General features: G+C 57.2%; 22 protein-coding genes and 2 tRNA genes. 13 read left to right on the top strand and 11 right to left on the bottom strand.

The genetic code is table 11. The features are described 5' to 3' along the window. Positions 1-18 precede the first annotated feature (18 nt). Positions 19-828 carry a 3-methyl-2-oxobutanoate hydroxymethyltransferase gene (gene panB, locus I6J72_RS01410; RefSeq protein WP_204099648.1) on the top strand — a complete coding sequence of 270 codons (810 nt, stop codon included), beginning with the start codon at positions 19-21 and terminating at the stop codon, positions 826-828. Between the two features lie 10 nt (positions 829-838). Continuing rightward, positions 839-1,660, top strand: coding sequence for a pantoate--beta-alanine ligase (gene panC / locus I6J72_RS01405; RefSeq protein ID WP_204099647.1), 822 nt, complete (start codon positions 839-841; stop codon positions 1,658-1,660). Here panC and I6J72_RS01400 read toward each other — a convergent pair. Next, the gene (locus tag I6J72_RS01400) at positions 1,657-2,619 is read right to left on the bottom strand and encodes a malate dehydrogenase (protein WP_204099646.1); all 963 of its coding nucleotides are present in this window, start codon (positions 2,617-2,619) and stop codon (positions 1,657-1,659) included. The genes panC and I6J72_RS01400 overlap by 4 nt on opposite strands. 191 nt (positions 2,620-2,810) lie before the next feature. On the opposite strand from I6J72_RS01400, the gene I6J72_RS01395 reads away from it, so the two are divergent. Next, positions 2,811-3,554 (top strand): TetR/AcrR family transcriptional regulator, encoded by a 744-nt coding sequence (locus tag I6J72_RS01395; RefSeq protein ID WP_204099645.1) that lies wholly within the window; start codon positions 2,811-2,813, stop codon positions 3,552-3,554. A 334-nt stretch (positions 3,555-3,888) separates the two neighbouring features. After that, a complete protein-coding gene (locus I6J72_RS01390; RefSeq protein ID WP_070672735.1) occupies positions 3,889-5,097 on the top strand; it encodes an IS110 family transposase in 1,209 nt (402 codons plus the stop codon). 586 nt (positions 5,098-5,683) lie between these two features. Here the strand turns inward: I6J72_RS01390 and I6J72_RS01385 are convergent. From I6J72_RS01385 to I6J72_RS01375, 3 genes are read right to left on the bottom strand one after another with little or no spacing between them, the layout of a single operon-like run. Beyond that, entirely contained in the window at positions 5,684-7,315 is a 1,632-nt protein-coding gene (locus I6J72_RS01385) for a phospho-sugar mutase (protein ID WP_204099644.1), read from the bottom strand. 1 nt (position 7,316) lies between these two features. Continuing rightward, complete coding sequence (deoC, locus tag I6J72_RS01380; RefSeq protein WP_204099643.1) at positions 7,317-7,973, bottom strand: deoxyribose-phosphate aldolase; 657 nt, start codon at positions 7,971-7,973, stop codon at positions 7,317-7,319. A gap of 29 nt (positions 7,974-8,002) precedes the next feature. After that, complete coding sequence (locus I6J72_RS01375; RefSeq protein WP_204099642.1) at positions 8,003-9,289, bottom strand: thymidine phosphorylase; 1,287 nt, start codon at positions 9,287-9,289, stop codon at positions 8,003-8,005. A 204-nt stretch (positions 9,290-9,493) separates the two neighbouring features. Between I6J72_RS01375 and I6J72_RS01370 the strand changes: the two genes are divergently transcribed. Together I6J72_RS01370 and I6J72_RS01365 are read left to right on the top strand one after the other, a co-directional pair. Then, on the top strand, positions 9,494-9,928 hold the full coding sequence (locus I6J72_RS01370) for a cytidine deaminase (RefSeq protein WP_070669502.1): 435 nt from the start codon (positions 9,494-9,496) through the stop codon (positions 9,926-9,928). An 18-nt stretch (positions 9,929-9,946) separates the two neighbouring features. Next, the gene (locus tag I6J72_RS01365; protein WP_204099641.1) at positions 9,947-11,167 is read left to right on the top strand and encodes a NupC/NupG family nucleoside CNT transporter; all 1,221 of its coding nucleotides are present in this window, start codon (positions 9,947-9,949) and stop codon (positions 11,165-11,167) included. A 49-nt stretch (positions 11,168-11,216) separates the two neighbouring features. Here the strand turns inward: I6J72_RS01365 and I6J72_RS01360 are convergent, their stop codons facing one another. The 4 genes from I6J72_RS01360 to I6J72_RS01345 all read right to left on the bottom strand — a co-directional run bounded on the left by I6J72_RS01360 (position 11,217) and on the right by I6J72_RS01345 (position 15,321). Further along, positions 11,217-12,152 (bottom strand): sugar-binding transcriptional regulator, encoded by a 936-nt coding sequence (locus I6J72_RS01360; protein ID WP_070669500.1) that lies wholly within the window; start codon positions 12,150-12,152, stop codon positions 11,217-11,219. Between the two features lie 90 nt (positions 12,153-12,242). Beyond that, positions 12,243-13,538: an ATP-dependent Clp protease ATP-binding subunit ClpX gene (gene clpX, locus I6J72_RS01355; protein ID WP_204099640.1), complete on the bottom strand. Its 1,296-nt coding sequence runs from the start codon at positions 13,536-13,538 to the stop codon at positions 12,243-12,245. A 538-nt stretch (positions 13,539-14,076) separates the two neighbouring features. Continuing rightward, the gene (locus I6J72_RS01350; protein WP_039676418.1) at positions 14,077-14,700 is read right to left on the bottom strand and encodes an ATP-dependent Clp protease proteolytic subunit; all 624 of its coding nucleotides are present in this window, start codon (positions 14,698-14,700) and stop codon (positions 14,077-14,079) included. A 21-nt stretch (positions 14,701-14,721) separates the two neighbouring features. Beyond that, positions 14,722-15,321, bottom strand: a complete 600-nt coding sequence (locus I6J72_RS01345) for an ATP-dependent Clp protease proteolytic subunit (RefSeq protein ID WP_039676419.1) — start codon at positions 15,319-15,321, stop codon at positions 14,722-14,724. Positions 15,322-15,459: 138 nt separating this feature from the next. Between I6J72_RS01345 and I6J72_RS13215 the strand changes: the two genes are divergently transcribed. The 6 genes from I6J72_RS13215 to I6J72_RS01315 all read left to right on the top strand — a co-directional run bounded on the left by I6J72_RS13215 (position 15,460) and on the right by I6J72_RS01315 (position 20,924). Next, a complete protein-coding gene (locus tag I6J72_RS13215; RefSeq protein WP_039676420.1) occupies positions 15,460-16,140 on the top strand; it encodes a metal-dependent transcriptional regulator in 681 nt (226 codons plus the stop codon). 115 nt (positions 16,141-16,255) lie between these two features. Then, positions 16,256-16,723: a class Ib ribonucleoside-diphosphate reductase assembly flavoprotein NrdI gene (gene nrdI / locus I6J72_RS01335; protein WP_039676421.1), complete on the top strand. Its 468-nt coding sequence runs from the start codon at positions 16,256-16,258 to the stop codon at positions 16,721-16,723. Between the two features lie 50 nt (positions 16,724-16,773). After that, complete coding sequence (gene nrdE / locus I6J72_RS01330; protein ID WP_204099639.1) at positions 16,774-18,969, top strand: class 1b ribonucleoside-diphosphate reductase subunit alpha; 2,196 nt, start codon at positions 16,774-16,776, stop codon at positions 18,967-18,969. Positions 18,970-19,021: 52 nt separating this feature from the next. Then, positions 19,022-20,047 carry a class 1b ribonucleoside-diphosphate reductase subunit beta gene (nrdF, locus tag I6J72_RS01325; RefSeq protein ID WP_204099638.1) on the top strand — a complete coding sequence of 342 codons (1,026 nt, stop codon included), beginning with the start codon at positions 19,022-19,024 and terminating at the stop codon, positions 20,045-20,047. Then, positions 20,028-20,303: a hypothetical protein gene (locus I6J72_RS01320; RefSeq protein WP_070564615.1), complete on the top strand. Its 276-nt coding sequence runs from the start codon at positions 20,028-20,030 to the stop codon at positions 20,301-20,303. The genes nrdF and I6J72_RS01320 overlap by 20 nt, the downstream gene beginning before the upstream one ends. 39 nt (positions 20,304-20,342) lie before the next feature. After that, entirely contained in the window at positions 20,343-20,924 is a 582-nt protein-coding gene (locus tag I6J72_RS01315; RefSeq protein ID WP_070447780.1) for an NADPH-dependent FMN reductase, read from the top strand. 173 nt (positions 20,925-21,097) lie between these two features. On the opposite strand, the gene tig is transcribed toward I6J72_RS01315, so the two are convergent. The 3 genes from tig to I6J72_RS01300 form a co-directional block, all read right to left on the bottom strand. Next, a complete protein-coding gene (tig, locus tag I6J72_RS01310) occupies positions 21,098-22,456 on the bottom strand; it encodes a trigger factor (RefSeq protein WP_181815392.1) in 1,359 nt (452 codons plus the stop codon). Between the two features lie 73 nt (positions 22,457-22,529). Next, positions 22,530-22,603 (bottom strand) — tRNA-Pro (locus I6J72_RS01305). 138 nt (positions 22,604-22,741) lie between these two features. Further along, on the bottom strand, positions 22,742-23,560 hold the full coding sequence (locus I6J72_RS01300; RefSeq protein ID WP_204099637.1) for a DUF1542 domain-containing protein: 819 nt from the start codon (positions 23,558-23,560) through the stop codon (positions 22,742-22,744). A gap of 169 nt (positions 23,561-23,729) precedes the next feature. On the opposite strand from I6J72_RS01300, the gene I6J72_RS01295 reads away from it, so the two are divergent. Beyond that, a tRNA-Gly gene (locus I6J72_RS01295) sits at positions 23,730-23,804 on the top strand. Positions 23,805-23,926: the final 122 nt, after the last annotated feature.

Genomic DNA, 23,926 nt, shown 5'->3' with positions numbered 1-23,926 from the left:
CCTGGCTAGAGTAAAGACATGTCGCACATTTCACGTCTTCGAACCCGCCATTTTGCCCGCGCTAAGCAGGATTCCCAAGCCTTTGCTTGCATGACTAGTTATGACTGCATGACCGCCGGGATTTTTGATGAAGCCGGCATAGATCTGCTGCTCGTGGGGGATTCCCTGGCCAACGTGGTCTTGGGCCGCGAGACCACGCTCTCGCTCACCCTCGATGAGATCATTCCGCTGGCCCGCGCGGTCGTCACAGCCACGTCCCGCGCCTTCGTGGTGGTTGACCTGTCTTTCGGCACTTATGAGGCCGGCCCTGCCCAGGCGCTGGAGTCTGCCGTGCGCGTCATGAAGGAGACCGGCGCACAGGCCGTGAAGTTGGAGGGCGGCGCCGAGCGGGCCCCGATTGTTGCCGCGCTTGTCGACGCCGGAATTCCCGTCTGCGCCCACATCGGTTTCACGCCCCAGCAGGTCCATGCCTTGGGCGGCTTCGTGGTCCAGGGCCGCGGCGCCGGTGCGGAGAAGCTGCACGAGGATGCCCGCGCGCTTGCCAACGCCGGCGCCTTCGCCGTGGTTCTCGAAATGGTTCCCGCCGCTCTTGCCGAGCAGGTAACCGCGGAACTGCCCATCCCCACCATTGGTATTGGCGCCGGCGCGCAGACCGACGGACAGATACTGGTGTGGACCGATGCCTTTGGTTTAGGTGGGCCAAAGGCGCCGCGCTTTGTACGGCGCTATGCGGATCTGCGCGGCGCGCTGCTCAGCGGCGCGAAGGAGTACGTGGCCGATGTGAAAGAACGCTCCTTCCCCAACGCCGAGGAATCCTTCGAGGACTAGGGTTTGATCCATGAAGATTCTTCGTACCAAAGCTGAGCTGCGGGATTTCCGCGCATCTCTTAGCGGATCTGTCGGTTTCGTGCCCACGATGGGCGCGCTTCACGACGGCCACGGTTCCCTCGTGCGCCGCGCCCGCGAGGAGAACGACCACGTCATTTGTTCGGTCTTTGTGAACCCGCTGCAGTTCACTGATTTAGGCGACTGCGAAGATTTCCGCGCCTACCCGCGCGACCTTGACGCCGATGCCGGGCTGCTGGATTCGCTCGGAGTCGATGCCGTCTTCGCTCCCAGTGTGGAAGAGATGTACCCCGGCGGCACTCCCCAGGTGTGGGTTCGCACGGGCGAGATGGGCTCGGTCTTGGAAGGTGCTTCGCGCCCCGGCCACTTCGATGGCGTGGCCACGGTGGTCACCAAGCTCTTTAACCTCGTGGGCCCCGACCGTGCTTATTTCGGTCAAAAGGATGCCCAGCAGGTGGCCATCCTGCGCCGCATGGTGAGTGACCTCGACCTGCCAGTGGACATCATCAGCGCGCCCATCGTCCGCGCAGCAAATGGTGTAGCCGAGTCCAGCCGCAACGCTCGCTTGAGCCCTGCCGAGCGCGAGCAGGCCGTGGCCTTATCCCGAGCACTCTTCGCACTAGACGCCGGCGCCTCGCTCGACGACGCCCAAGCCCAGCTCGCCTCCTCCCCCGGCATCACGGTGGATTACCTCACCGTGGTGGACCCCGCGACGCTCGAGCCCGTTGACGCACAACACCGGCCCGCCCTAGCGCTGGTGGCAGCGCAGGTGGGGCCGGTGCGGCTTATCGATAATCTCGTGCTTGAGGCCTAGTCCTTGAGCAGGTGAGCGACAGCCTCGCGCTCCTCACGCAACTCCTGTACGGAGGCCTCGATGCGCTCCTTCTGGAAATCGTTGAGCTCGAGGCCCTGAACGATTTCCCACTTGCCATCGCGGGCCACGGTGGGGAATCCCGCCACGAGCCCCTCATCCACGCCATAGGAGCCATCCGAGACGACGGCCGCGGTACGCCAATCCTCCGTGCCGTGGATCCAATCGTGCATGTGGTCCACCGCGGCAGACGCCGCCGATGCTGCCGAGGACTTACCACGCACAGCGATAATTTCCGCTCCGCGCTTGGCCACCTTCGGAATCATCTCCTCCTTGTACCAGTCCTCATCCACCTCAGCGTTGGAGAAAGTCAGGTCTGGGAACTGGGACGCGGAGTGGTTACCCCACACGGCCACCTTGGTCAGCTCTGCGGTGGGCATGCCGGTATTGAGGGACACCTGGCTCTGGGTGCGGTTATGGTCGAGGCGCATGAGAGCGGTGAACTGGCTCGGGTCCAAATCCGGGGCGCTCTGGGACGCAATGTAGGCGTTGGTGTTGGCCGGGTTGCCCACGACGAGAACACGGACGTCGCGCGCGGCGACGGCGTTAAGCGCCTTGCCCTGCTCGGTAAAGATGGCACCGTTGGCCTCGAGCAGATCGGCACGCTCCATGCCTTTCGTGCGCGGACGGGAACCCACAAGGAACGCTGCCTTGGTGTCCTTGAAGGCCACGTTCGGGTCATCGGTGACGGTGATGCCGCGCAGAAGCGGGAAAGCGGAGTCATTGAGCTCCATGGCCACGCCTTCAGCGGCGCCAATGGCCTGCGGAATCTCCAGCAGAGCCAGCTCCACTGGGGTGTCCTTGCCATAGACATCACCGGCAGCGATGCGCCACAGCAGCGAGTAGGCGATGTTGCCGGCAGCGCCGGTCACAGTGATCTTGACGGGTTGAGATGCGGTCATGTGTGACATCCTTTCGACTCGGTACTCGCCTTCCCAGCCTAGTCCCGTTTCTTTCCCCCATGGGGTGCAATTTCACCCCCGAAATACCCAAGATTGGTGTACTTGAACTCCGTCTAGACAGTTTTTCGGCATAGTAGTAAGAAGCGGGCATAACCAGCCACCAATTCAACGCGTACAAGGACGGAACATTCATGAACACTGAGGTCACATCGGTCAACGTCGGCTCTGTTGAGCACGTGATCGATGTTGCGATCGCGGAGTTCTCTGACCATGGCTACGCCGAGACCAAGCTCGACACTGTGTCGAAGCTTTCTGGCATGTCCAAGCGCATGATTCACTACCACTTCGGGGACAAGAAAGGTCTGTACCAGCAGGCCTTGGCCACCGCCGCCAAGCGCCTGAACCCGCCGGAGGGCAGCCTCGCCGTTGACTCGGCCGTGCCTGTGGAAGGCGTGCGCACCCTCGTTGACTGGATGTTCCGACAGCACGTGGAGCACCCGGAGGCCATCAAAATGATGACGATGGAATCCTCCCACAGTGTGCTGGAGTCCTCGCAGGCGATTATCGACGTCTCCCAGATCTCCCTCCACCTCGACAGACTCCTCATGCTGGGCCAAGATTCCGGCGCTTTCCGCCCGGGTATTTCCGCCAATGACATTTTCACGCTGATTTCGGCTCTGACGATGTACCGCGTGACGAATCACGCGATGATGAGCAATCTGCTCGACATCGACATGCATACCCACAACAACACGGAGGGTCTACACCGCATGGCCGTCGATGCCGTGCTGGCCTTCCTTACGGCGAATATCCCCGACATCGGTTTTGAGTCTTACCTCACCCAGAACGAGACCGAACTTGAGGCCGAGTCAGCGCCCTTGGATGTGTACTCCACTGAGGACGAGGGCGGCGCATCCACGAGCCTCTACGGGTAGCTCTCCCATTACGTTGTTAGCAGTTCCGCTTGAAGGAGCCCAGGATTCGTACTCCTAGCCCCATGCTGGGGCAGGCTATGTTTATCTGCGTTCCTTCTGCCTTGTGGCAGCGGAACTAGTCGCTGGCTTCGGTATGGCTTGTTTTCGTCCCTGTCTGAAAATGATCCGGGGGGTGATGCCGCCGAAGGCAGTGACATACTCCAGACTGCTAATAGGAACCTGACCCACACAGGATGTGTGAGGTCTCAAGTAATGTGGATGCCAGCGTGAAGTATGTCCGACCACCAGCGATGAAATAAGTCTCATACTCGTTCAATTCGCTAGGAGGTCTGGCATGACCTACGACTATGTCATCGGCATGGACGTTGGCAAATACTTTCACCACGCTTGCGTCTTAGATATCGACGGCGCCCAAGTGCTATCAAAGCGTATCAACCAAAACGAAAAATCCCTGCGCACACTCTTTTCAACGTTTAGCGCAAACGACCACAAGGTCCTTGTCGTCGTGGACCAGCCCAATAACATTGGGCGACTAACTGTCGCGGTTGCCCAAGATATCGGAATCGATGTGCGCTACCTTCCAGGTTTGGCTATGCGTCAACTCTCACGTATCCACGCTGGTAATGCCAAAACTGATATCCGGGATGCATATATCATCGCCCACGCTGCAAAGAACCTTCCGGAATCCCTCCGCAGTGTCGACCGCGTCGAAGAAGCCTTTCTCCAGTTGAAAGTCCTCAACGGCATCGACGAAGACTTAGCGCGCTCCTACACCAGGCTCATCAATCAGATTCGAAGTGCACTAGTTGGCTGCTACCCGCAATTCGAGCAAGCCCTTCGCGGCCAGGTGATCCACCGCAAATGGGTTCTGCACCTACTTGCACGCTACGGCGGGCCGACCAAGATAAAGCGCCTCGGAAAAGCCAAAGCAGCTGCCTTCGCTCGACGCTATAAGGCACGCAATCCCGAGCCCGTCATCGATGCCATATTCGCTGCCATCTCTGAGCAAACAGTCGCCATTGCTGGTGCACAATATGCCGAAATGGGCGTAGCAATGTCGGCGAAGGACGCGCTTTTAAAGCTCGAGCACCGCAAACAAATCGAGCAGGAAGTCATCGAGCTCATCAACGACATCCCCCACACTCAAATCCTGCTATCCATGCCAGGAATCGGGCCGAAGACGGCTGCCCAAATTCTCATGACCGCGGGCGACATGTCCGACTTCCCGACAGCTGCGCACCTAGCCTCTTACGCTGGCTTATCACCCCGAACGAATCAGTCCGGAACCTCAATCATGTCGAACTCACTGAACAGAGCTGGCAATAAAAAATTAAAGAACGCCCTATGGCAATCATCTTTTGCATCCATCAGATTCCACGAGCGTTCACGGCAATTCTATGAACGAAAGCGCCGTGAAGGCAAGAGACACAACGCTGCAGTCGTAGCACTAGCCCGCAGACGGCTCAACGTCCTATACGCCATGATGAGCAACCACGAGTACTACCGCGATCCCGACCAATCACAGGAAGTCAAAGCAGCCTAAACCCCAAGAACCAAACAGCCGACTGGGAAACCCCAGTCGGCTAACAGCCATGCCAGAAAACAACACGGCCAAACAACCCCGGCTGAAAAATCAACCCCGGCTAATCCACCCGCGAGGTTGACAAACTATATAGGAACACCCCCCCAGGCGGCGCCATCGCCGCCCCTCGGTTCCCCGCTCTACCCGCACAGTATTCGCCCGGGTCTCTTTTCCGACTCCGCGCGAGCTCCCTTGCCCCCGGCACCGCACGAGTAAAGGAACCAAAGTACAGGAACCATCTGCGCGCCGAGCTCAACAAAAGCCCAGCTCACGATCACGCGCCACTGCCAAAAGGTCCCACTTATCTGGTTCCTTTGCCCCTTACACCAGCTTCACGCCCCATCACCACACGGTGGGCCTATATTGCTCTGCGTCCCAGGACACTCCTCGGTACAAAGCCAACGCATCGACACGAGTATGGCATCTGCTAGAAAGCGTTTTCACGAGTAAAAACGCCATATGAACAGCACAAAAGGCATCTTCAGGAGTGAAGATGCCTTTTGAATAATGCCACCTGATTTGGCAGGTAGTACGTGGCAAGTGTTGGTTACAGGCCCAACTCTTGCTTCAGTTCCGCAGCGATGCGGTCCAGTCGCTCTTCAGCGCCTACCCAATCGACATCGCCTTCCCGCACCACTTCGAGGTAGCACTTGAGCTTCGGCTCCGTACCCGAGGGGCGGATAATGACGCGGTCGTTGGCCTCGGTTTCCAGGACCAATCCGGGGGTCGGGTCCAGGCCTTGGTAGCCCTTCGACATATCGCTCGCGCGCAGGACGGGCGAACCGGCCAGCGATTCCGGCGGGGATTGCAAGATCTGCTCCAAGGTGGGAGCAATCTGCGTGATGTCTTCGAAACGGAAAGTCAACGGTTTCGTCTTGTACGTGCCTAATTCAGCGGCGAGCTCATTGAGTCGATCTTGCAGGTCCTTGCCTGCAGACTTCAACTCGGCTGCCAAGCACGCGACGGTCACCGCGGCCGAAATGCCGTCTTTGTCCGCCACGGCTTCTGGGTCGCAGCAATACCCGATTGCTTCTTCGTAGCCAAAGGTCAAGTTAGGTGTGCGCGCAATCCATTTAAACCCAGTGAGCGTCGTGCGCCACTGGGCGCCGCGTGCCTGTGCAATGCGCCCGAGGAAGCGGCTCGACACCACCGAGTTGGCCAACACACCGCCGTCGCGAGCCAAGTAGTCACCCAACAGGGCACCGGTTTCATCACCGGTGAGCTGACGCCACCCGCTGTCAGTAGGAATGGCGACAGCACAGCGATCTGCATCAGGGTCCAGAGCCAAGATGATGTCACTTCGTGTTTTCTGAGCTGCTGCAAAGGCACAGTCAAGCGCACCTGGCTCTTCGGGGTTGGGGAAAGTAACGGTGGGGAAATCGGGATCCGGCTGCGCTTGCTCCGCCACCAGTTCAACCTCAGTGAACCCGACTGCTTCCAAAGCGTTGAGTGCTAGGTCGCCTCCCACGCCGTGCATCGGGGTGAGAGTGATGCGAAGAGCTCGCGGCCCTTCACCTGCTCGCTCTTGAATGCGCGATAAGTAACGCTCGCGGGTATCAACCTCTTCTACTTTCCCTGGGCCGTTGGCTGCATCACGAGGCACCTGATCGGCAGGGGGAGCTGCAGCAATTGCGGCGGCGATCTCAGAATCGAACGGCGGCACGATTTGCACGCCTTGACCGTCACCTTCAACTACCCGACCTCCCAAGTACACCTTGTAACCATTGTCCTGAGGCGGGTTGTGTGAGGCAGTCACCATAACCCCGGCATCAGCTCCTAGTTCCCGAACTGTGAATGCGGTGAGCGGAGTGGGATTCTGCGGAGGGAGAACCAATGCATGTCCACCCGCAGCGGCAACCACATCAGCAACATCGCGATGGAAAGCAGCAGATCCATGACGAGCGTCGCAGCCGACCACAACTTTTGGTACGTCCACCTGCTTGTTCAACACGTCCATCAACCCCGCTGTCGTCCGGATAACGACAGCTCGGTTCATCTGCGACTCACCCGGACCGATTGTGCCGCGCAGACCAGCAGTGCCGAAAGACAGCGGGCCTGCAAACAGAGTGCGTAGCGTTTCCTCATCCTGTGCCTCGACGAGGGACTCTACCTCTGCGCGAGTTGCCGGGTCTGGGTCGTGTTCGGCCCACTGCCGAGCGGTCTCCAGTATGGATGTCATTTTAAGCCTCGAATCCTTCGAGCACAGCTGCAGAGGAAGAGAGCCCCAAGCGCGTTGCGCCAGCATCAATCATGGCCTGGGCGGCCTCAGCATCACGGATCCCACCCGAGGCCTTTACTCCGAGGCGACCCTCGACGGTGTCTGCCATAAGCTTCACGGCATGGACCGAAGCACCACCAGCGGGGTGGAAGCCAGTCGAGGTCTTGACAAAATCGGCGCCTGCGCGCTCGGCGGCTTGGCACGTGGCGACGATTTCTTCATCGTCAAGCGCAGCAGATTCAATGATGACCTTCACGATGACTGGAGCCGGTGCAGCATCGCGCACGGCCTTGATGTCGGCCTCCACCGCGGCGTAGTCATGGGACTTGACCTGGGAAAGATTGACCACCATGTCAATCTCTTCGGCACCGTCTTTCACTGCACGTGCAGTCTCAGCTGCCTTCACCTCGGACTTTACAGCGCCAGAAGGAAAGCCAACGACGGTGGCTACGTGTACGCCCGCCGGCACCTCAACAGGCAATTGGTTCGGCGATACGCAAATTGAATAGGTGCCCAGTTCTCCCGCTTCCTTGGCCAAAGCGGCCACCTGGTCCGGGGTCGCTTCCGGTTTAAGCAGGGTGTGATCAATCATCTGGGCAACGTCAGTGCGAGAAGTCATAATGTCTCCTAAATGTCGGTGAATGTGTGTTAGCTGATTCGGTCAAGAATGATCGTGCGCTCTTCAGACAGCGGTTCATTGGTGATCTGAAAACCGCTGTTGAGAACCTCCAAGGAGCGCTCGAAGCGGTCTGGGGTTTCCGTGTGGAGAGTAAACAGTTTCTGTCCCTTGGTCACCTTCTCGCCCTTCGTGGCATGCAGTTCAATACCAGCGGTGGCCTGTACCGGATCTTCCTTACGCGCACGACCGGCACCCAGGCGCCACGAGCTCACACCGACAGCGAGAGCATCTAGTTCGGTCAGGTAGCCATCGGATTCTGCGATGACATCGTGGGTGTGGCTCGCTACCGGCAGAGCGGCGTCTGGGTTACCGCCCTGTGCCTTGATCATTTGCTTCCACTTGTCCATAGCACGGCCGTCCTTGAGGGCTGCCTCAACGTCGGCGTCGTGAACGCCGGCTGCCTCGAGCATCTCGCGGGCCAGAGCAACGGTGAGTTCGACGACGTCCGCCGGACCGCCACCGGCGAGCACCTCCACAGATTCCTCAACTTCAAGTGCGTTACCTACCTTGCGCCCCAGAGGGGTCGACATATCAGTCAGCAAAGCAGTCGTCTTCGTGCCAGCGTCTTTACCCAAATCGACCATGGTTTGCGCCAACTCGCGAGCCTGCTCTTGGTTCTTCATGAATGCACCGGAACCGACTTTAACGTCGAGGACCAAGGAAGACGTACCTTCCGCGATTTTCTTGGACATGATGGAGGAGGCAATCAGCGGGATAGCTTCCACCGTGGAGGTGATGTCACGCAATGCGTAAATCTTTTTATCTGCTGGAGCCAAGCCAGCACCGGCAGCACAGATGATGCAACCTGGATCCTCCAGGATTTCCATCATGCGCTCATTACTCACATCGGCCTGCCACCCTGGAATTGCTTCCAGCTTATCCAGCGTTCCTCCCGTGTGTCCGAGGCCGCGTCCAGACAGCTGAGGTACGGCGACACCGAAAGCCGCAACGAGCGGTGCGAGCGGTAGGGTGATTTTGTCACCGACGCCTCCGGTGGAGTGCTTATCGGCGGTTTTCTTCGACAAAGAATCGAAGCTCATCGTTTCACCGGACGCGATCATGGCCTGGGTCCAGCGCGAAATCTCTTCACGGTTCATGCCATTGAGGAAAATGGCCATATTAAGTGCGGCCATCTGCTCATCGCCCACCACTCCACGCGTGTAGGCGTCAATAACCCAATCAATCTCAGCAGGGCTCAGCACCCCCTTGTCACGTTTGGTACGGATAACGTCGACTGCATCAAATTTCTCGGCCACGACAACTCCTTCACTCTTGGCCTACCTACTCCGGGATGCGGAATGCAGCCCGCTGTGCTTTACCTCACTGCAAATTCGGGCTTGTGCATCGCAACACAGCCCATTATTATCGCTAATAGAACAGATGTCAATGAGGAGTTTTATTTTTGTTCCTGAAGCGCTGGAACACGCCTCCTCCCACACCGCAAGAAAGGACCCATCGCTATGGATGCGACAAAAACGCCAACAGACGTTGAGCTTTTGGAGAAGGCGAGGGAAGCAGCACACCACGCATGGGCACCGTATTCCTCATTCCCGGTCGGCGCCGCCCTGCTTCTCGACGATGGCCGGGTCATCACCGGCTCCAACGTCGAAAATGCTTCCAGCCCCCTTGGTATCTGTGCCGAGCGCAACGCCGCCGCTCACATGATTACGTCAGGAGATGCCACCGCTGATGACGGTCACTTGCCCAATCTGCCCGTAATTCGCGCTGTTGCCATCGTTGGCCTCAAGGCTGAACCGTGCTATCCGTGTGGCGCGTGCCGTCAGGTGCTGCGCGAGTTCAACTGCGAACGAGTCATCGTTTCCGTCGATGGTGCACCCCGCAGCTTCGACTTCAGTGAAATCCTTCCCCACTCCTTTGGCCCCGAGGCCCTCTAAGAGAATGGTCTGATAAACATGGAACGCCTACAAGGTCTTTTAGGAATCCTCGCGATCCTTGCGGTCATTTACGTTCTTTCCAGTTCCCGCAAAAACATAAAGTGGCGCACGATCGGTGTGGGCCTCGCCCTACAGATTGTCTTCTGCTACCTAGTGCTGGCATGGGAGCCCGGGTTCAAAGCTCTCGAAGCGGTCTCCCACGGTCTCACCAAGCTCACTGATTTCACGAACGAAGGTACGTCGTTTGTATTCGGTGGCTTACTCGGTGAAGACTTCATTTTCGCGCTCAATGTTCTTCCTGTAGTCATCTTTTTGGGCGCAATTATTGCTGCGCTCTACTATCTCCGGGTTATCCAGTACTTCGTCGAGTACGTCGGTTCGGGCATTAAATGGCTTATGGGCACATCCAAGGTGGAGTCTGTCTGGGCCACGACAGTTATTTTCCTCGGCCAGTCGGAGGCCCCTCTCGTCATCAAGCCCTACCTGCCCAAGCTCACTCGTTCGGAGCTCTACACCTGTATGGTCGGCGGCTTCGCCTCGGTCGCCGGCTCCACGCTCATTGGTTATTCCCTATTGGGCGCACCGTTGGAGTATCTTCTGGCCGCATCCTTGATGAACGCCCCCGGTTCCCTTCTCATCGCCAAGGGCCTCATGCCGGAGACCGAGGAATCTAATCTAGATGCCACGGTCAAGGACGTGCGCGATAACGATTCCAAGAACATCATCGATGCCATCAGTAGCGGTGCCATGGCCGGTGGCAAGATTGCCATTTCAGTGGCCTGCCTCCTCATTGCCTTTATCGCCATGATCGCTATGCTTTCCGCCATCCTCGGCGGCGTAGGTTCCATCTTCGGTCAAGACAATTGGTCTCTCGAAGGCCTCTTTAGTCTCCTCTTCGCGCCGGTGGCATGGCTTATCGGCGTCCCGTGGGACGACGTTATGCAGGTCGGCAACTTCATTGGCCAAAAGACAATCCTCAATGAGTTCGTTGGCTACACCGCGTTTGGTGAAAACATCGACCAGCTCAGCGACAAAGCCATCATGCTCTCTTCCTTCGCCCTGGCTGGCTTTGCCAACATCTCCTCCATCGGTATTCAGATTGGATCAATCGGCGGCCTTGTACCAGAGCGCCGCGGCGAAATTGCGAAACTCGGGCCTAAAGCCCTGTTCGGTGGTTTCTTAACCAATATGCTCAACGCCGCCATTGTGGGCGTCATCGTCGCCCCCATGGTTCTTTAACCCGCACCAAGGAGAGCCTCTCAGCACGAGAGGCTCTTTTGTTTTTCTCCTAAAGCTGAAGCAATCGGTTCGCTGTTTCTTTGTCGATGACGACATGCGTCGCCAACTTCATACGCAGCGCGGTATCGATGGCTGCCATCTTTTGAAGCCCACCGGCCACCAAGAAGCGTTGCGGAATCGCCTTTAGCTCTGAGAGTGAAATGCCGATAGTGCGCGCATCTATAGCTGGCGAGGCCACCTCCCCATCGGCCGTGTAAAAACGCGAGCAGGCGTCACCAACGGCCTGGCGTTCAAGCACATGGATCTCCTCTTCACTGAGGTATCCAAGGTTCATCAACAGGCTATCGCGCGAGACAGCTCCCACAGTGAAAACCGCAAGATCAGCGTGGCGCCCTGCATTCAAAATGGAAGAAATGTGTCGATCTTTTTCGACGATTTCTTTTGCTTCCGCAGAGTCGAAAATGACCGGCAGAGGAAGGCTTAGAGTCTCGGCTCCAAACGCCGCACTAATGCGCTTGAGCGTGTCCATGTCATTCGTCACGCGGATAGAGTGCGAATGTCCGCCTTTGAGCTGTACAATCTCGACTCCAGCCACGCTTTTTGGCTGCATATGCCGCGCCACTGAGTGCATGGTATTCCCCCAGGAAATTCCCACACTCATACCGTCATGGACAAGTTCATGGAGCATCTTGGCCCCGACGCGCCCCAAGCCCTCTGTAAGCGTGTCTTCATCACCACGAGGGCTAAAGACGAGACGAACATCCTCAAGCCCATAACGCTCCATTAGACGTTGGCCTAGTTCATCGCCGTCCTCACGGGGATCATGGATTTCCACCGTGACGTATCCGCGGGTTTTGGCATGTTGCAAGAGCTTGGCAACGGTTGGCCGGGACAACCCCATCTCAGCAGCCACCTCGCTTTGGCTCAGTCCTCCGCGATAGTAAAGCTTGGCCACCTGCAGTGATTGTTCGTCACGTAGCTCCATGGTCGATTCCTCTCATCCACTCTGGTTTGAGCCGCAAAAATGGCCGAGCGACGCTTTCCAGCACCACCCAGCCATAAATCTACAGCCGGTTTAAGCGGATTCCTTCGCTTCGTCCGAGTAGACGAACTCCGGCTCACCTTCGCCCTTCACGCAGGCTTCGGTGATATGGACGCTGGCAATATCCTCGCGGTCCGGCAGGTCATACATCACCGGAACAAGCAGCTCCTCCATGATGGCGCGCAGGCCACGCGCACCGGTCTTGCGCTCCAGTGCCAACTCAGCGATGGCATCGAGCGCTTCATCCTCGAAGTGCAACTCCGCGCCGTCCATGCTGAACAGGCGCTGGTACTGCTTGACCAAGGAATTCTTCGGCTCGACGAGGACCTTGACTAGGGACTCACGGTCCAAATTGTCTACCGTCGCCACAACCGGAAGACGGCCAATAAACTCCGGAATCAGGCCAAACTTCACCAAGTCCTCGGGGCGGACCTGCGAGAAGAAGTCAACAGACTCCTTCTCATCCTTGGTCTCTAGTTTGGCGCCGAAGCCCACACCCTTCTTGCCCACACGCTCCGAAATCACCTTGTCCAAACCTGCGAAGGCGCCAGCAACAATGAACAGGATGTTAGAGGTATCCAGCTGGATGAACTCCTGGTTCGGGTGCTTGCGCCCGCCCTGCGGCGGGATGGCCGCCACGGTTCCCTCAAGAATCTTCAGCAACGCCTGCTGCACACCTTCACCGGAAACGTCACGAGTGATTGACGGGTTCTCCGACTTGCGGGAAATCTTGTCTACCTCATCAACGTAAATAATGCCTTGCTGCGCACGCTCAACATCAAAGTCGGCTGCCTGGAGCAGCTTGAGCAGGATATTCTCCACATCCTCGCCCACGTAGCCGGCCTCGGTAAGGCTCGTGGCATCGGCGATGGCGAAGGGGACGTCGAGAAGCCGGGCTAGGGTCTGCGCCAGGTAGGTCTTACCGGAGCCAGTGGGGCCCAGCATGAGGATGTTGGACTTGGCAATCTCCACGTCCTCTTCCTGTGCCTTCTTGCGGCGACTCTCCAAGCCCGCGGCTTCTTCTGCCTTGATGCGCTTGTAGTGGTTGTACACCGCCACCGACAGCACGCGCTTGGCCTGATCTTGACCGATGACGTACTTATCTAGGAAGGCCGAAATCTCCGAAGGACGCGGCAGGCGCATCTCCTTCTCTTCATCCGCCTCGGCCTGAGCTGCGCCGAGCTCCTCCTCAATAATCTCGTTGCAGAGCTCAATGCATTCGTCACAAATGTAGACGCCGCCGCCGGCGATAAGCTTCTTTACCTGCTTTTGGCTCTTTCCACAGAAGGAGCACTTGAGCAGGTCAGCGCTTTCTTGCATACGTGCCATGAACGCCTTTCGACTCTTTTCTCTGAGGGTGTTAGTGGGGCGATTCTACCGCAGCCCCCGCGGTCTTCATTCCACTCTAGTAAACCACTCACCCATGAGCTTCATTCCCCACTGAGTGGCGCGCCATTGAATTTAAAACAGTCTTTAATCAACATAGACAGAGCTGCTTGCTCGTTTACTTCTGCTGTCCGCCCCTTCACCGACGTCGGCGTCAGCAAGGCCCTCTACACCACCGGCGCTAGCCATACCACTGGCGCTAGCCTCCTAGGCTGAAGCTCGGACACATCCGCCCCAACCGTTCAGGAGCAACTCCAGGTTCGACCTTCAAGACCAGGCCGCGACCGATCTCGACGCAGACGCCCTGCTTGTCGACGTCACCTCGCGCGACTCCGTGCGAAACCTCTCCTGGGACGTCGACAAGCGCTATGGCCACATCGTCATCCTGCCAGTTTATGAGGGCTAAGCCGCTCTTCGACGAAAGCAAGCCCCGCCCCGGAACAAATCCGGAGGCGGGGCATCGCGCCTACACGCAACTTACCTAGGCGTTGAGCTTGCGGTAATCAAAGACGGTATCGATGAGACCGTACTCCACTGCTTCCTGGGCGGTGAGAATCTTGTCACGGTCAGTATCGATGCGAATCTGCTCAGCGGTGCGGCCGGTGTGCTCAGCCAGGGTCTCCTCCATGAGGCGGCGCATACGCTCAATCTCGTTGGCCTCAATCTCAAGATCAGAGACTTGGCCCTGGGTGCCCTGCGTGCGCGGCTGGTGGATAAGCACGCGAGAGTTCGGAAGTGCTGCGCGCTTACCCGGGGCACCGGCAGCCAGCAGGACGGCTGCGGCGGAGGCGGCCTGGCCCAGGCACACGGTCTGCACGTCCGGGCGCACGTAGCGCATGGTGTCATAGATGGCCATCAGCGCGGTGAAGGATCCACCCGGGGAGTTGATATACATCGTGATATCGCGGTCTGGGTCCTGAGACTCCAGCACCAGCAGCTGCGCCATGATGTCGTTAGCGGAGGTGTCATCGACCTGGGTGCCCAGGAAGATGATGCGCTCCTCAAACAGCTTGGAGTACGGGTTGGTGGTCTTGGATCCCTGCGCGTTCTGCTCAATAAACTCTGGCAGAACGTAGCGGGAAGAAGGCATCTGAAGGTTAGACATTGTATTAAGGCTCCTTGTTCCCTAGTTGCTGATAGGACCGTTGACGGACTCGATGACGTGGTCGACGATTCCGTACTCCTTGGCCTGCTGGGCGGTGAACCAGCGGTCACGGTCAGAGTCCTTGGTGATCTGCTCAAAGGTCTGGCCGGTGTGCTCAGCGATGAGCTCAGCCATCTCACGCTTGGTCTGCGCGAACTGCTCAGCCTGGATGGCGATGTCAGCTGCGGTACCACCGACACCAGCGGAAGGCTGGTGCATCATGATGCGCGCGTGCGGCAGAGCGTAGCGCTTGCCCTTGGTGCCGCCGGAGAGAAGGAACTGACCCATGGAGGCAGCCAGGCCCATGCCGTACGTGGCAATATCGCACGGCGAGTACTTCATCGTGTCGTAAATGGCCATGCCCGCAGTGACAGAGCCACCCGGGGAGTTGATGTAAAGCGAAATGTCGCGAGTGGGGTCCTCGGCAGACAGCAGGAGGATCTGGGCGCAAAGCTTGTTCGCAATCTCATCATCGACCTGGGTTCCCAGGAAGATAATGCGCTCGCGCAACAGGCGCTCGTACACGCTATCGCTCAGATTCATACCCGTAGACGACGAGTTCATTGAAATCTTCTCAGACATTAGTGGTTCTCCTTCAAGTGAAGAATGCTTTAACTGGCCCCACCTTACCGGCATTCCTCTCAAACTTGGCCTCTGTTCGCTATGAGCGTTGGGGCACAGCGCCAAAGGCGCACACGGAAGCTGGGTTAGCATTTACTCATGTCTGTTTCCGAGCTGTCCACCAGTACCCAGAACTATTTGAAAGCTATCTGGGGGCTAAAGGAATGGTCGTCCGAGCCCGTTACCGCCACACTTATAGCGAAACAGCTGGGACTCAAGCTCTCCTCGGTCTCTGATGCAGTGCGCAAAATGGCGAAGCAAGGGCTCGTGTCACACACGCCCTATGGCTCTGTGGAGTTAACCGAACTTGGCAGGCAGTACGCATTGGTCATGGTGCGCCGTCACCGATTGCTTGAGTCTTTTTTGGTTCAAGCATTGGGCTACACCTGGGACGAAGTCCATGATGAAGCCGAAAATCTCGAACACGCGGTGTCTGACATGCTCATAGAACGTGTGGATAAGTTCCTTGATTACCCCACTAGGGATCCACACGGCGATCCTATCCCTACGGTTGACGGACAGATCACAATCCCCAGTGCGCATCGCCTCACCGACAGCGGTGCACAATCGCAGGTGACCGTGGAACGCATTTCTGATTCCGACCCACAACTGCTGAAGTTCCTTGAAGAGCGCGGCATTGTCACTGGGGCTATTCTTAGCACGCGCGAGGGAGCGCCCTTTTCAGATTCTCTCGAAATACAGGTGGCCGGCAGCACTCAGTGGGTAGTACTTGGACGCCCAGCTACCGACGCAGTGTTTGTAGCACACCACAACCTTTAGATCTTCCCCTTTGCATTAATCCTGCTCTCACCTGCCCTTTTCAAAACTACGCAATGCCGTAGTTGCAACTACGGCATTGCGTAGTTAGTCTTTTCGAATATCACCTATCCCACTTATGGCTAAGGCCAGGATGAGCAGGATTGCCATGTCAGACTCACCAGATTTGGTGTACTTTTCCAGCGTTTCAGAAAACACGAAAAGATTCGTCGAACGCTTAGATAGACCCGCGGTGCGCATTCCACTGCGCCCCAAGAAAACCGGGATGATCCAGGTATCACACCCGTACGTACTCATCGTTCCCACCTACGGCGGCGGCTCGCTCAAACGCGCAGTCCCCAAACAGGTCATCGACTTCCTCAATGACCCAATCAACCGCTCCTTTATCCGGGGCGTTATTACCTCAGGGAATACCAACTTCGGAAGTGCTTACTGCGTCGCCGGACGCATCATTTCCGCCAAGTGCCACGTACCGGAGCTGTATCACTTCGAGCTTCTCGGCACCCAGAGAGACATTGCCGCCGTAAAGCAAGGCCTTCAAAAGTTTTGGGAGCAGCAAAAGCAGCTAACGATGACACCCCATTAATCCCCCACAAGATGAAGAACACATCCGCATCACACAGATTGGAAAACACAATGTGGCCTCTCGATGCCACCCCCACACAGACTAATGGCGCTACGCCCCGCACCGCTTCAGCAAACAATGCCGGCGGTGTCGGCAAGCGCAAGAGCTACCACGCACTCAACGCGCAGCTGAACTTGTTCGACGCTTCTGGAAAAATCCAGTTTGACAAGGACATTCAGGCAGCACAAGACTATGTCACGCACCATGTCGCTCCCCGCATGCATCAGTTCGATTCCACCAAGCAACGCTTGGAATGGTTGGTTGATAATGAGTACTACGAGCGGGATTTCCTTGAGCTTTATGATGACGCCTTTCTGTGCGCCATGTATGACAGAGCTCATCGAGCTAAGCACCAGTTCCGCACCTTCCTCGGCGCATTTAAGTTCTTCACTTCATATGCACTGAAAACCTTTGATGGCTCCCGATTCCTAGAAGGCTACGAAGAACGCGTCGCCACCACAGCTTTATACCTTGCACAGGGCGACGAAGAGCTCGCAGAAAAGCTGGTGGATGACATCATGACCGGACGCTTCCAGCCCGCCACCCCTACTTTTCTCAACGCAGGCAAAGCCCAGCGCGGCGAAATGGTCTCCTGCTTCCTCCTGCGAATCGAAGACAATTTGGAGAGCATTGGCCGCTGCGTGAACTCTGCACTGCAACTATCAAAGCGCGGTGGTGGAGTGGCCCTGTTGCTGAGCAATCTGCGCGAATCCGGAGCCCCGATCAAAAAGATTGAGAACCAGGCTTCCGGCGTAGTCCCAGTCATGAAGATTCTCGAAGATAGCTTCAGCTATGCCAACCAATTGGGCGCCCGGCAGGGCGCTGGAGCCGTCTACCTGCATGCGCACCATCCAGATATTCTTCGCTTCCTGGATACTAAGCGGGAAAATGCCGATGAGAAAGTCCGCATCAAGACTCTTTCGCTGGGGGTTGTTATTCCAGATATAACCTTCCGGCTGGCCAAAGAGAACAAGGATATGCATCTTTTTAGCCCGTATGACATCGCTCGCGAGTACGGCGTAGCCATGTCTGACATGTCCATCACCGAGTACTACGACGAGCTGGTTGCCAATCCGCGAATCTCTCACACGACCATTAAGGCCCGCGAGTTTTTCACCACGCTGGCTGAGCTTCAGTTTGAATCCGGATACCCCTACATCCTCTTTGAAGATACGGTCAACCGCGCTAATCCCCTCAAAGGACATATCAATATGTCCAACCTGTGTAGCGAAATCCTCCAGGTCAACACGCCATCGACCTACGGAGCTTCGGGTGACTACACCACCGTTGGCCAGGATATTTCCTGCAATCTAGGTTCGCTTAACATTGCGAAGGCTTTTGAATCGCCGGACTTCGGGGAGACCGTCGAAACCGCAGTGCGTGCTCTCACGAAGGTGTCAGACCTGACGAATATCGAAGCTGTTCCCTCCATCGCTCACGGAAATGCTTCCATGCATGCCATTGGTCTGGGCCAAATGAATCTCCACGGCTTTCTTGCTTCACAGCGTATTCCTTATGGCTGCGCCGAGGCACTGGACTTTACAAATATCTATTTCCTCACGGTGACCTACCATGCGCTCCGCGCATCCCATGCACTCGCGGTTGAAAAAGGTCAACGATTCACAGGATTCGAAGAATCCACCTATGCCACTGGCGCCTACTTTGACAAATACATCGACCAAGACTGGGCGCCAGCCACTGAACACGTAAAACAGCTCTTCCATGAAGCAGGCGTGCAGATCCCTCAACGCGAGGATTGGCTACGCCTCAAGAATCAAGTGATGCAAGACGGCATCTACAACGCCTACTTGCAGGCAGTTCCACCCACTGGATCAATTTCCTACATCAATGACTCCACCGCGTCCATCCACCCAATTGCCTCCAAAATTGAAATACGCAAGGAAGGCCGCTTGGGGCGCGTGTACTACCCCGCGCCGGAAATGACCAACGACAACCTGGAGTATTTCGATGATTCCTACGCCGTGGGATACGAAAAAATCATCGACACCTACGCCATGGCCACCCAACACGTGGACCAAGGGCTTTCCCTGACCTTGTTCTTTACCGCTGATACCACCACGCGGGACATCAACAAGGCACAAATCTATGCCTGGAAAGCCGGAATCAAGACCCTCTACTACATCCGTTTACGCCAATCCGCGCTCCAAGGAACCGAGGTCGAAGGCTGCGTCTCCTGTGCTTTGTAGGAGCACGGTCCTCCCCCTTGTCCACAACCATTCACTCAGAAAGAAAGAAGCTATGTCTTCAACATCGAATAGTGCTGAACTAACCAGCATTTCAGTTACTCCGCCGAGCTACCGGCATGATCCTTCAGCCCGCATCCGCGCCATCAATTGGAACCGGGTGAGCGATGACAAGGATCTTGAAGTGTGGAACCGTCTCACCGCCAACTTTTGGTTGCCAGAGAAGGTCCCGCTTTCTAATGATCTCCCGGCGTGGCAGAAGATGACACCCGAGGAACGCAACCTCACCATGCGGGTGTTCACGGGACTCACCACCCTGGATACTGTCCAGGCCACCGTGGGTGAAATCTGTCAGATTCAAGATGCCCGCACCGAACACGAGGAGGCCGTGTATACCAACATCGCCTTCATGCAGTCAGTCCATGCCCGTTCATACTCTTCAGTGTTTTCTACCCTGAGCAGTACAAAGGAAATTGATGAAGCATACCGCTGGGCGGTGAATAATGACCTTCTCCAGGCACGCGCCAAGAAAGTGCTCGCGCACTATTTTGGGCCGGATCCACTCAAACGCAAGGTGTCATCGACGCTGCTTTCCTCGCTGCTTCTCTACGCGGGTTTCTATCTTCCCTTGCACTTTTCTGTCCACGCCACCCTGACAAATACGGCAGACATGATTCGCCTCATTCTGCGTGACAAGGCAGTGCACGGCTACTACTCGGGTTACAAGTATCAGCGCGGTCTGGAATCCACGACTCCGCTACGGCAGAAGGAGATGCGTGATTTCACCATTTCTTTGCTCGAAGAGCTTTATGCATTAGAGCTGGACTATTCCGGCGAGCTATATGAGCCTTTGGGACTCATGGATGATGTAGCCGTGTTCGTTCGCTATAACGCCAATAAGGCACTCATGAATTTGGGCTACCCGGATTATTTCCCGCCCGAAGAAACGGAAGTGAACCCAGAAATCCTCGCGGCCCTAGCCCCCGGAGCAGATGAGAACCATGACTTCTTCTCCGGATCTGGTTCCTCCTATGTCATTGGTACTGCTGAAGAAACGAGTGATGATGACTGGGATTTCTAAACCTTTTCCGCGACCGGACCAAGGAAGCTGGCTTGAGACCATCGCGCTTTTTGAAGCCATCCGCGAAGGAAACCAACCCGCAGCCATGCGGCTGTTGAATACATCCGCCGCACGAGAGGCCGTCCTCGGGGGGCTTCTAGGACTCATCGAACTGTACTTCCGCCATGAAGAAGGAGACAAAGTAGATGGCTTCCTCACCGCCGCCCACGCTGCCGGCCCACCACCGGCCTTTGGCTGCAAGCCTTTTCTCCCTTGACCACGTCTCCCTACACCCAACTAAGAAAGAAGGTTTACCATGACCACCCCACGTATCAGCGTTATCGTCGGCAGCCTGCGCCGAGAGTCATTTGCACGCAAGATTGCACACGAGGTGCTCACGATGATCCCTGAAGACTACGAGGCAAACATCGTGGAAATCCGTGACTTGCCGCTCTATGACTTCGACTACGATGACCCCGCCGTCACGGACAAGCCCACTCCGGCTGAGTACACCACCTTTCGCGAGACCATCAAAAACTCGAGCGGGATCCTCTTCATTACGCCAGAGAACAACCGCACTATCCCCGCCTGCCTCAAAAACGCAGTGGACATCGGCTCTAAACCCAACTCAGATGTGGCGTGGAAGAACCTTCCCGCAGGTATCATTAGCCACTCTGTAGGCCGCATGGGCGGCTACAGTTCACAGAAGAACCTTCGCCTCGCCCTGTCCTACTTCGATATGCCGCTCCCTGGTCAGCCCGAAGTATTTCTGGGCCAATCCCCCACCCTTTTCGAAGAGTCCGGACATCTCAATCAACGTACCGCAGACTTTGTCAAGGATTACGTTATGCGCTTCCTGCAGCTAACCGACGAGGCCTTTAGAGCCACGAACGGCTAGCGGTATCCCCCGCCAACACACATCACGCCCTCTACGAAGTACTCAAAGACTCCTAGAGGGCGTTCACAATGACACAAACCCCGGATTCAGGCTCATCCTTGAGTTACCTGAATCCGGGGTTTCATGCGCGCTCGCCACCACACATGTGGCAGCAGCGCGTTACAAGCGGGAGATTACTTCTCCTCGGAAGCTTCTGCAGCGTCCTCTTCTTCGATTTCACCGAAGTACTGGTCAACGTCAACCTTGTTGCCCTCTTCATCGGTGACCTCGGCACGGCAGATGGCCATTGCCAGGGCCTTGCCACGGCGAACGTCAGAGAACAGGTTGCCCAGCTGGTTGCTGGACTGCAGCTGCTGGATGAACTGGTTCGGGTCCATGCCGTAAGACTGCGCGGTGAACAGGATGTGGTCGGTCAGCTCCTGCTGGGATACCTCCGGCTCCTCAACCTCAGCCAGTGCGTCCAAGAAGAGCTGGGTGCGGACGGATTCCTCAGCGGACTTGCGAGCATCAGCATCGAACTCTTCGCGAGTGGTGCCCTGAGCCTCAAGCAACTGTGCCAGTGCCTTCTCGTCGTGAGCCATCTGGCCCATGACCTGGTGCAGCTGAGCGTGAACCTGCTCGTCGACGATGGACTTCGGCAGCTCGAAGGAAACCTCGTCGAGAGCGGCCTTGAGGACCTCATCGCGGATGTTGGCAGCCTGCTCGGACTTCTTGGTTTCCTCAACGCGGGTCTTGGTGTCTTCGCGTAGTTCGTCGATAGTGTCGAACTCGGAGGCCATCTGTGCGAACTCGTCGTCGAGCTCCGGAAGCTTGCGCTCCTTGGTCTGCTGGACGTGGACCTTCACGGTGGCCTCTTCGCCCTCGTGCTCACCGGACTGGATGGTGGTGGTGAACTCGTTGTCCTCATCGGTCTTCATGCCGCGCAGAGCGGTGTCGAGGCCCTTGATGAGGTTGTCATCACCGATGCGGTAGGTCATGCCCTCGTGGGATGCTTCCTCCAGCTTGGCGCCATCCACCTCAGTGGTGATGTCGATGACAGCGAAGTCACCGGTCTTCATCTTGCGCTTGGTGTCCTTGAGTTCACCGAAGCGGGAAGCCAGGTCCTCGAGTGCCTTGTCGACGTCCTCATCGCCGATCTCGAGCGCCGGAACCTTGACGGAAATCTTGGAGAAGTCCGGAACCTCAAACTCCGGGCGCACGTCTACCTCAGCGGTGAACTCGACGAAGTCATTGTCCTCCAGCTTGGCAATGTCAACCTCCGGCTGGCCAATAACCTTGAGCTCGTTTTCTTCAACGGCCTGCTCGTAGCGAGACGGCAACATGTCATTAACGACCTGCTCGAGGATAGGGCCGCGGCCGAAGCGGGCGTCGATAAGCTGGCGCGGAGCCTTGCCCTTACGGAAGCCGGGGATGGAAACCTGCTGCGCGATCGCCGCGTAGGCCTGTGCGATTTCCTTGTCCAGCTCAGCGAACGGAACGTTGACGGTGAGCTTGACGCGCGTATCGCTCAGCTTGTCTACGGTGGTCTTCACGAGAAACTCTCCTGATTGTGATCGTCTAAAGATGAAATTTGGGGGCCTGGATGAGTGTCCAGGCCCCCATACGTCGGGGCGACAGGATTTGAACCTGCGACCCCCTGCTCCCAAAGCAGGTGCGCTACCAAGCTGCGCCACGCCCCGTATGGAAAGCCTCTGCGCCCGGAAGATCCGCGCGCAGCTGCGCTTCATACTGGGGCTAGTGTACCGATAGCCGCTTGACTATCCCAACACCGACCCTACCTTAATCACGTTTATGCATGTCAGGGGATACTCCCCAGCTTAAAAGTCGAAGTCGAAATCAAACATTCCGCCATCGCCTCCGTCGCCGCCAAAGAGGCCATCAAAGAAGCCGCCTTCTTCGCCTCCCCCGACATCGCCGGCACCCATATCGCCGGCCTTGTCCATGCCAACGGGATCCATTTCACCAACGCTGTCCATGCCGCCACCCCAGTCGCCGCTTTCAGCCGCGGCTGCGGAGTAGCCGACGCCGGACATACCCGCGAACATCGCATTGAACATCATGGAATAGCCCACCATCCACACGCCGGTGGATAACGCATCAGCCCACCACGGGCGCGAGTACCAGCCGGCTGGAACCGGACGTCCTGCTACGACACCACCCGGGTAGTAGTTCGGGGTTTGTGCCGATGCGCTTGGCGACGCCGTCAGCGTCTCACCGTTCGCCTCCACCGTGCGGGTTTCCGTGACCTTGCCCGCTTGGCGCTGACCCTCCAGCGGCGGGAGTTCGGGGCCTGGGTCCATGCCCATAATCTCACGCGCGGCCGCCACATAATAGAGCCCCTCCAGCGCGGACTCGCGCGCTAGGTGCGCCTGCTTGACCGTGGTGGCCTGGGAAATCGCCGAGTTGGCGGCGGTAAAGCGCTCGGACGCATCCGCCATGGCTTGCTGGGAGGCGGTATCCGTGCCGCTGATATTCATCACCTGACCGCCAAGGCGCTCGGTCCAGCGGCGCGCATCAGCCAGCACATCCTCAAAACGCTGGGATTCTCGCAGCTCCTGCTGCTTCTTTCCGTTACGGGAAGACAGGAACCACACGCCACCACCGGCGATGAGAACAAGGAGCAATAAGGAGCTCACGAAAGCACCACTTTCATCTATGAGTCGAACACTGTGTTTTTGATTGCGTACCTACTCAAACTAACGCCCTTTAGCCTTATCTAGTTCCCGTTTTCACTTCAGAGCCATCGTGCGCTAAAGTAACTCGTACGCCGTTTCACGCGCCCAGCGCGCAGAGATTCGGGCTAGTGGGAATGTCGTATAGTGGCTAATACCTCAGCCTTCCAAGCTGAAGACGCGGGTTCGATTCCCGTCATTCCCTCCACGAGAAAGCCGCACTGACCACCTGTTTTAGGTACCCGGTGCGGCTTTAGTCGATCTCTAATTCGCCTGCGACGGCTCACCCACCTGGGTAGCCGCGTCGCGTGGCTTTCCCTCAGTGGGTCA

The organism is Corynebacterium sp. FDAARGOS 1242, from assembly GCF_016889985.1.
In the GTDB taxonomy this organism is placed as follows: domain Bacteria; phylum Actinomycetota; class Actinomycetes; order Mycobacteriales; family Mycobacteriaceae; genus Corynebacterium; species Corynebacterium minutissimum_B.
The sequence above is the reverse complement of the archived record's forward strand: the minus strand, read 5'-3'. Positions and strand labels throughout refer to the sequence as shown.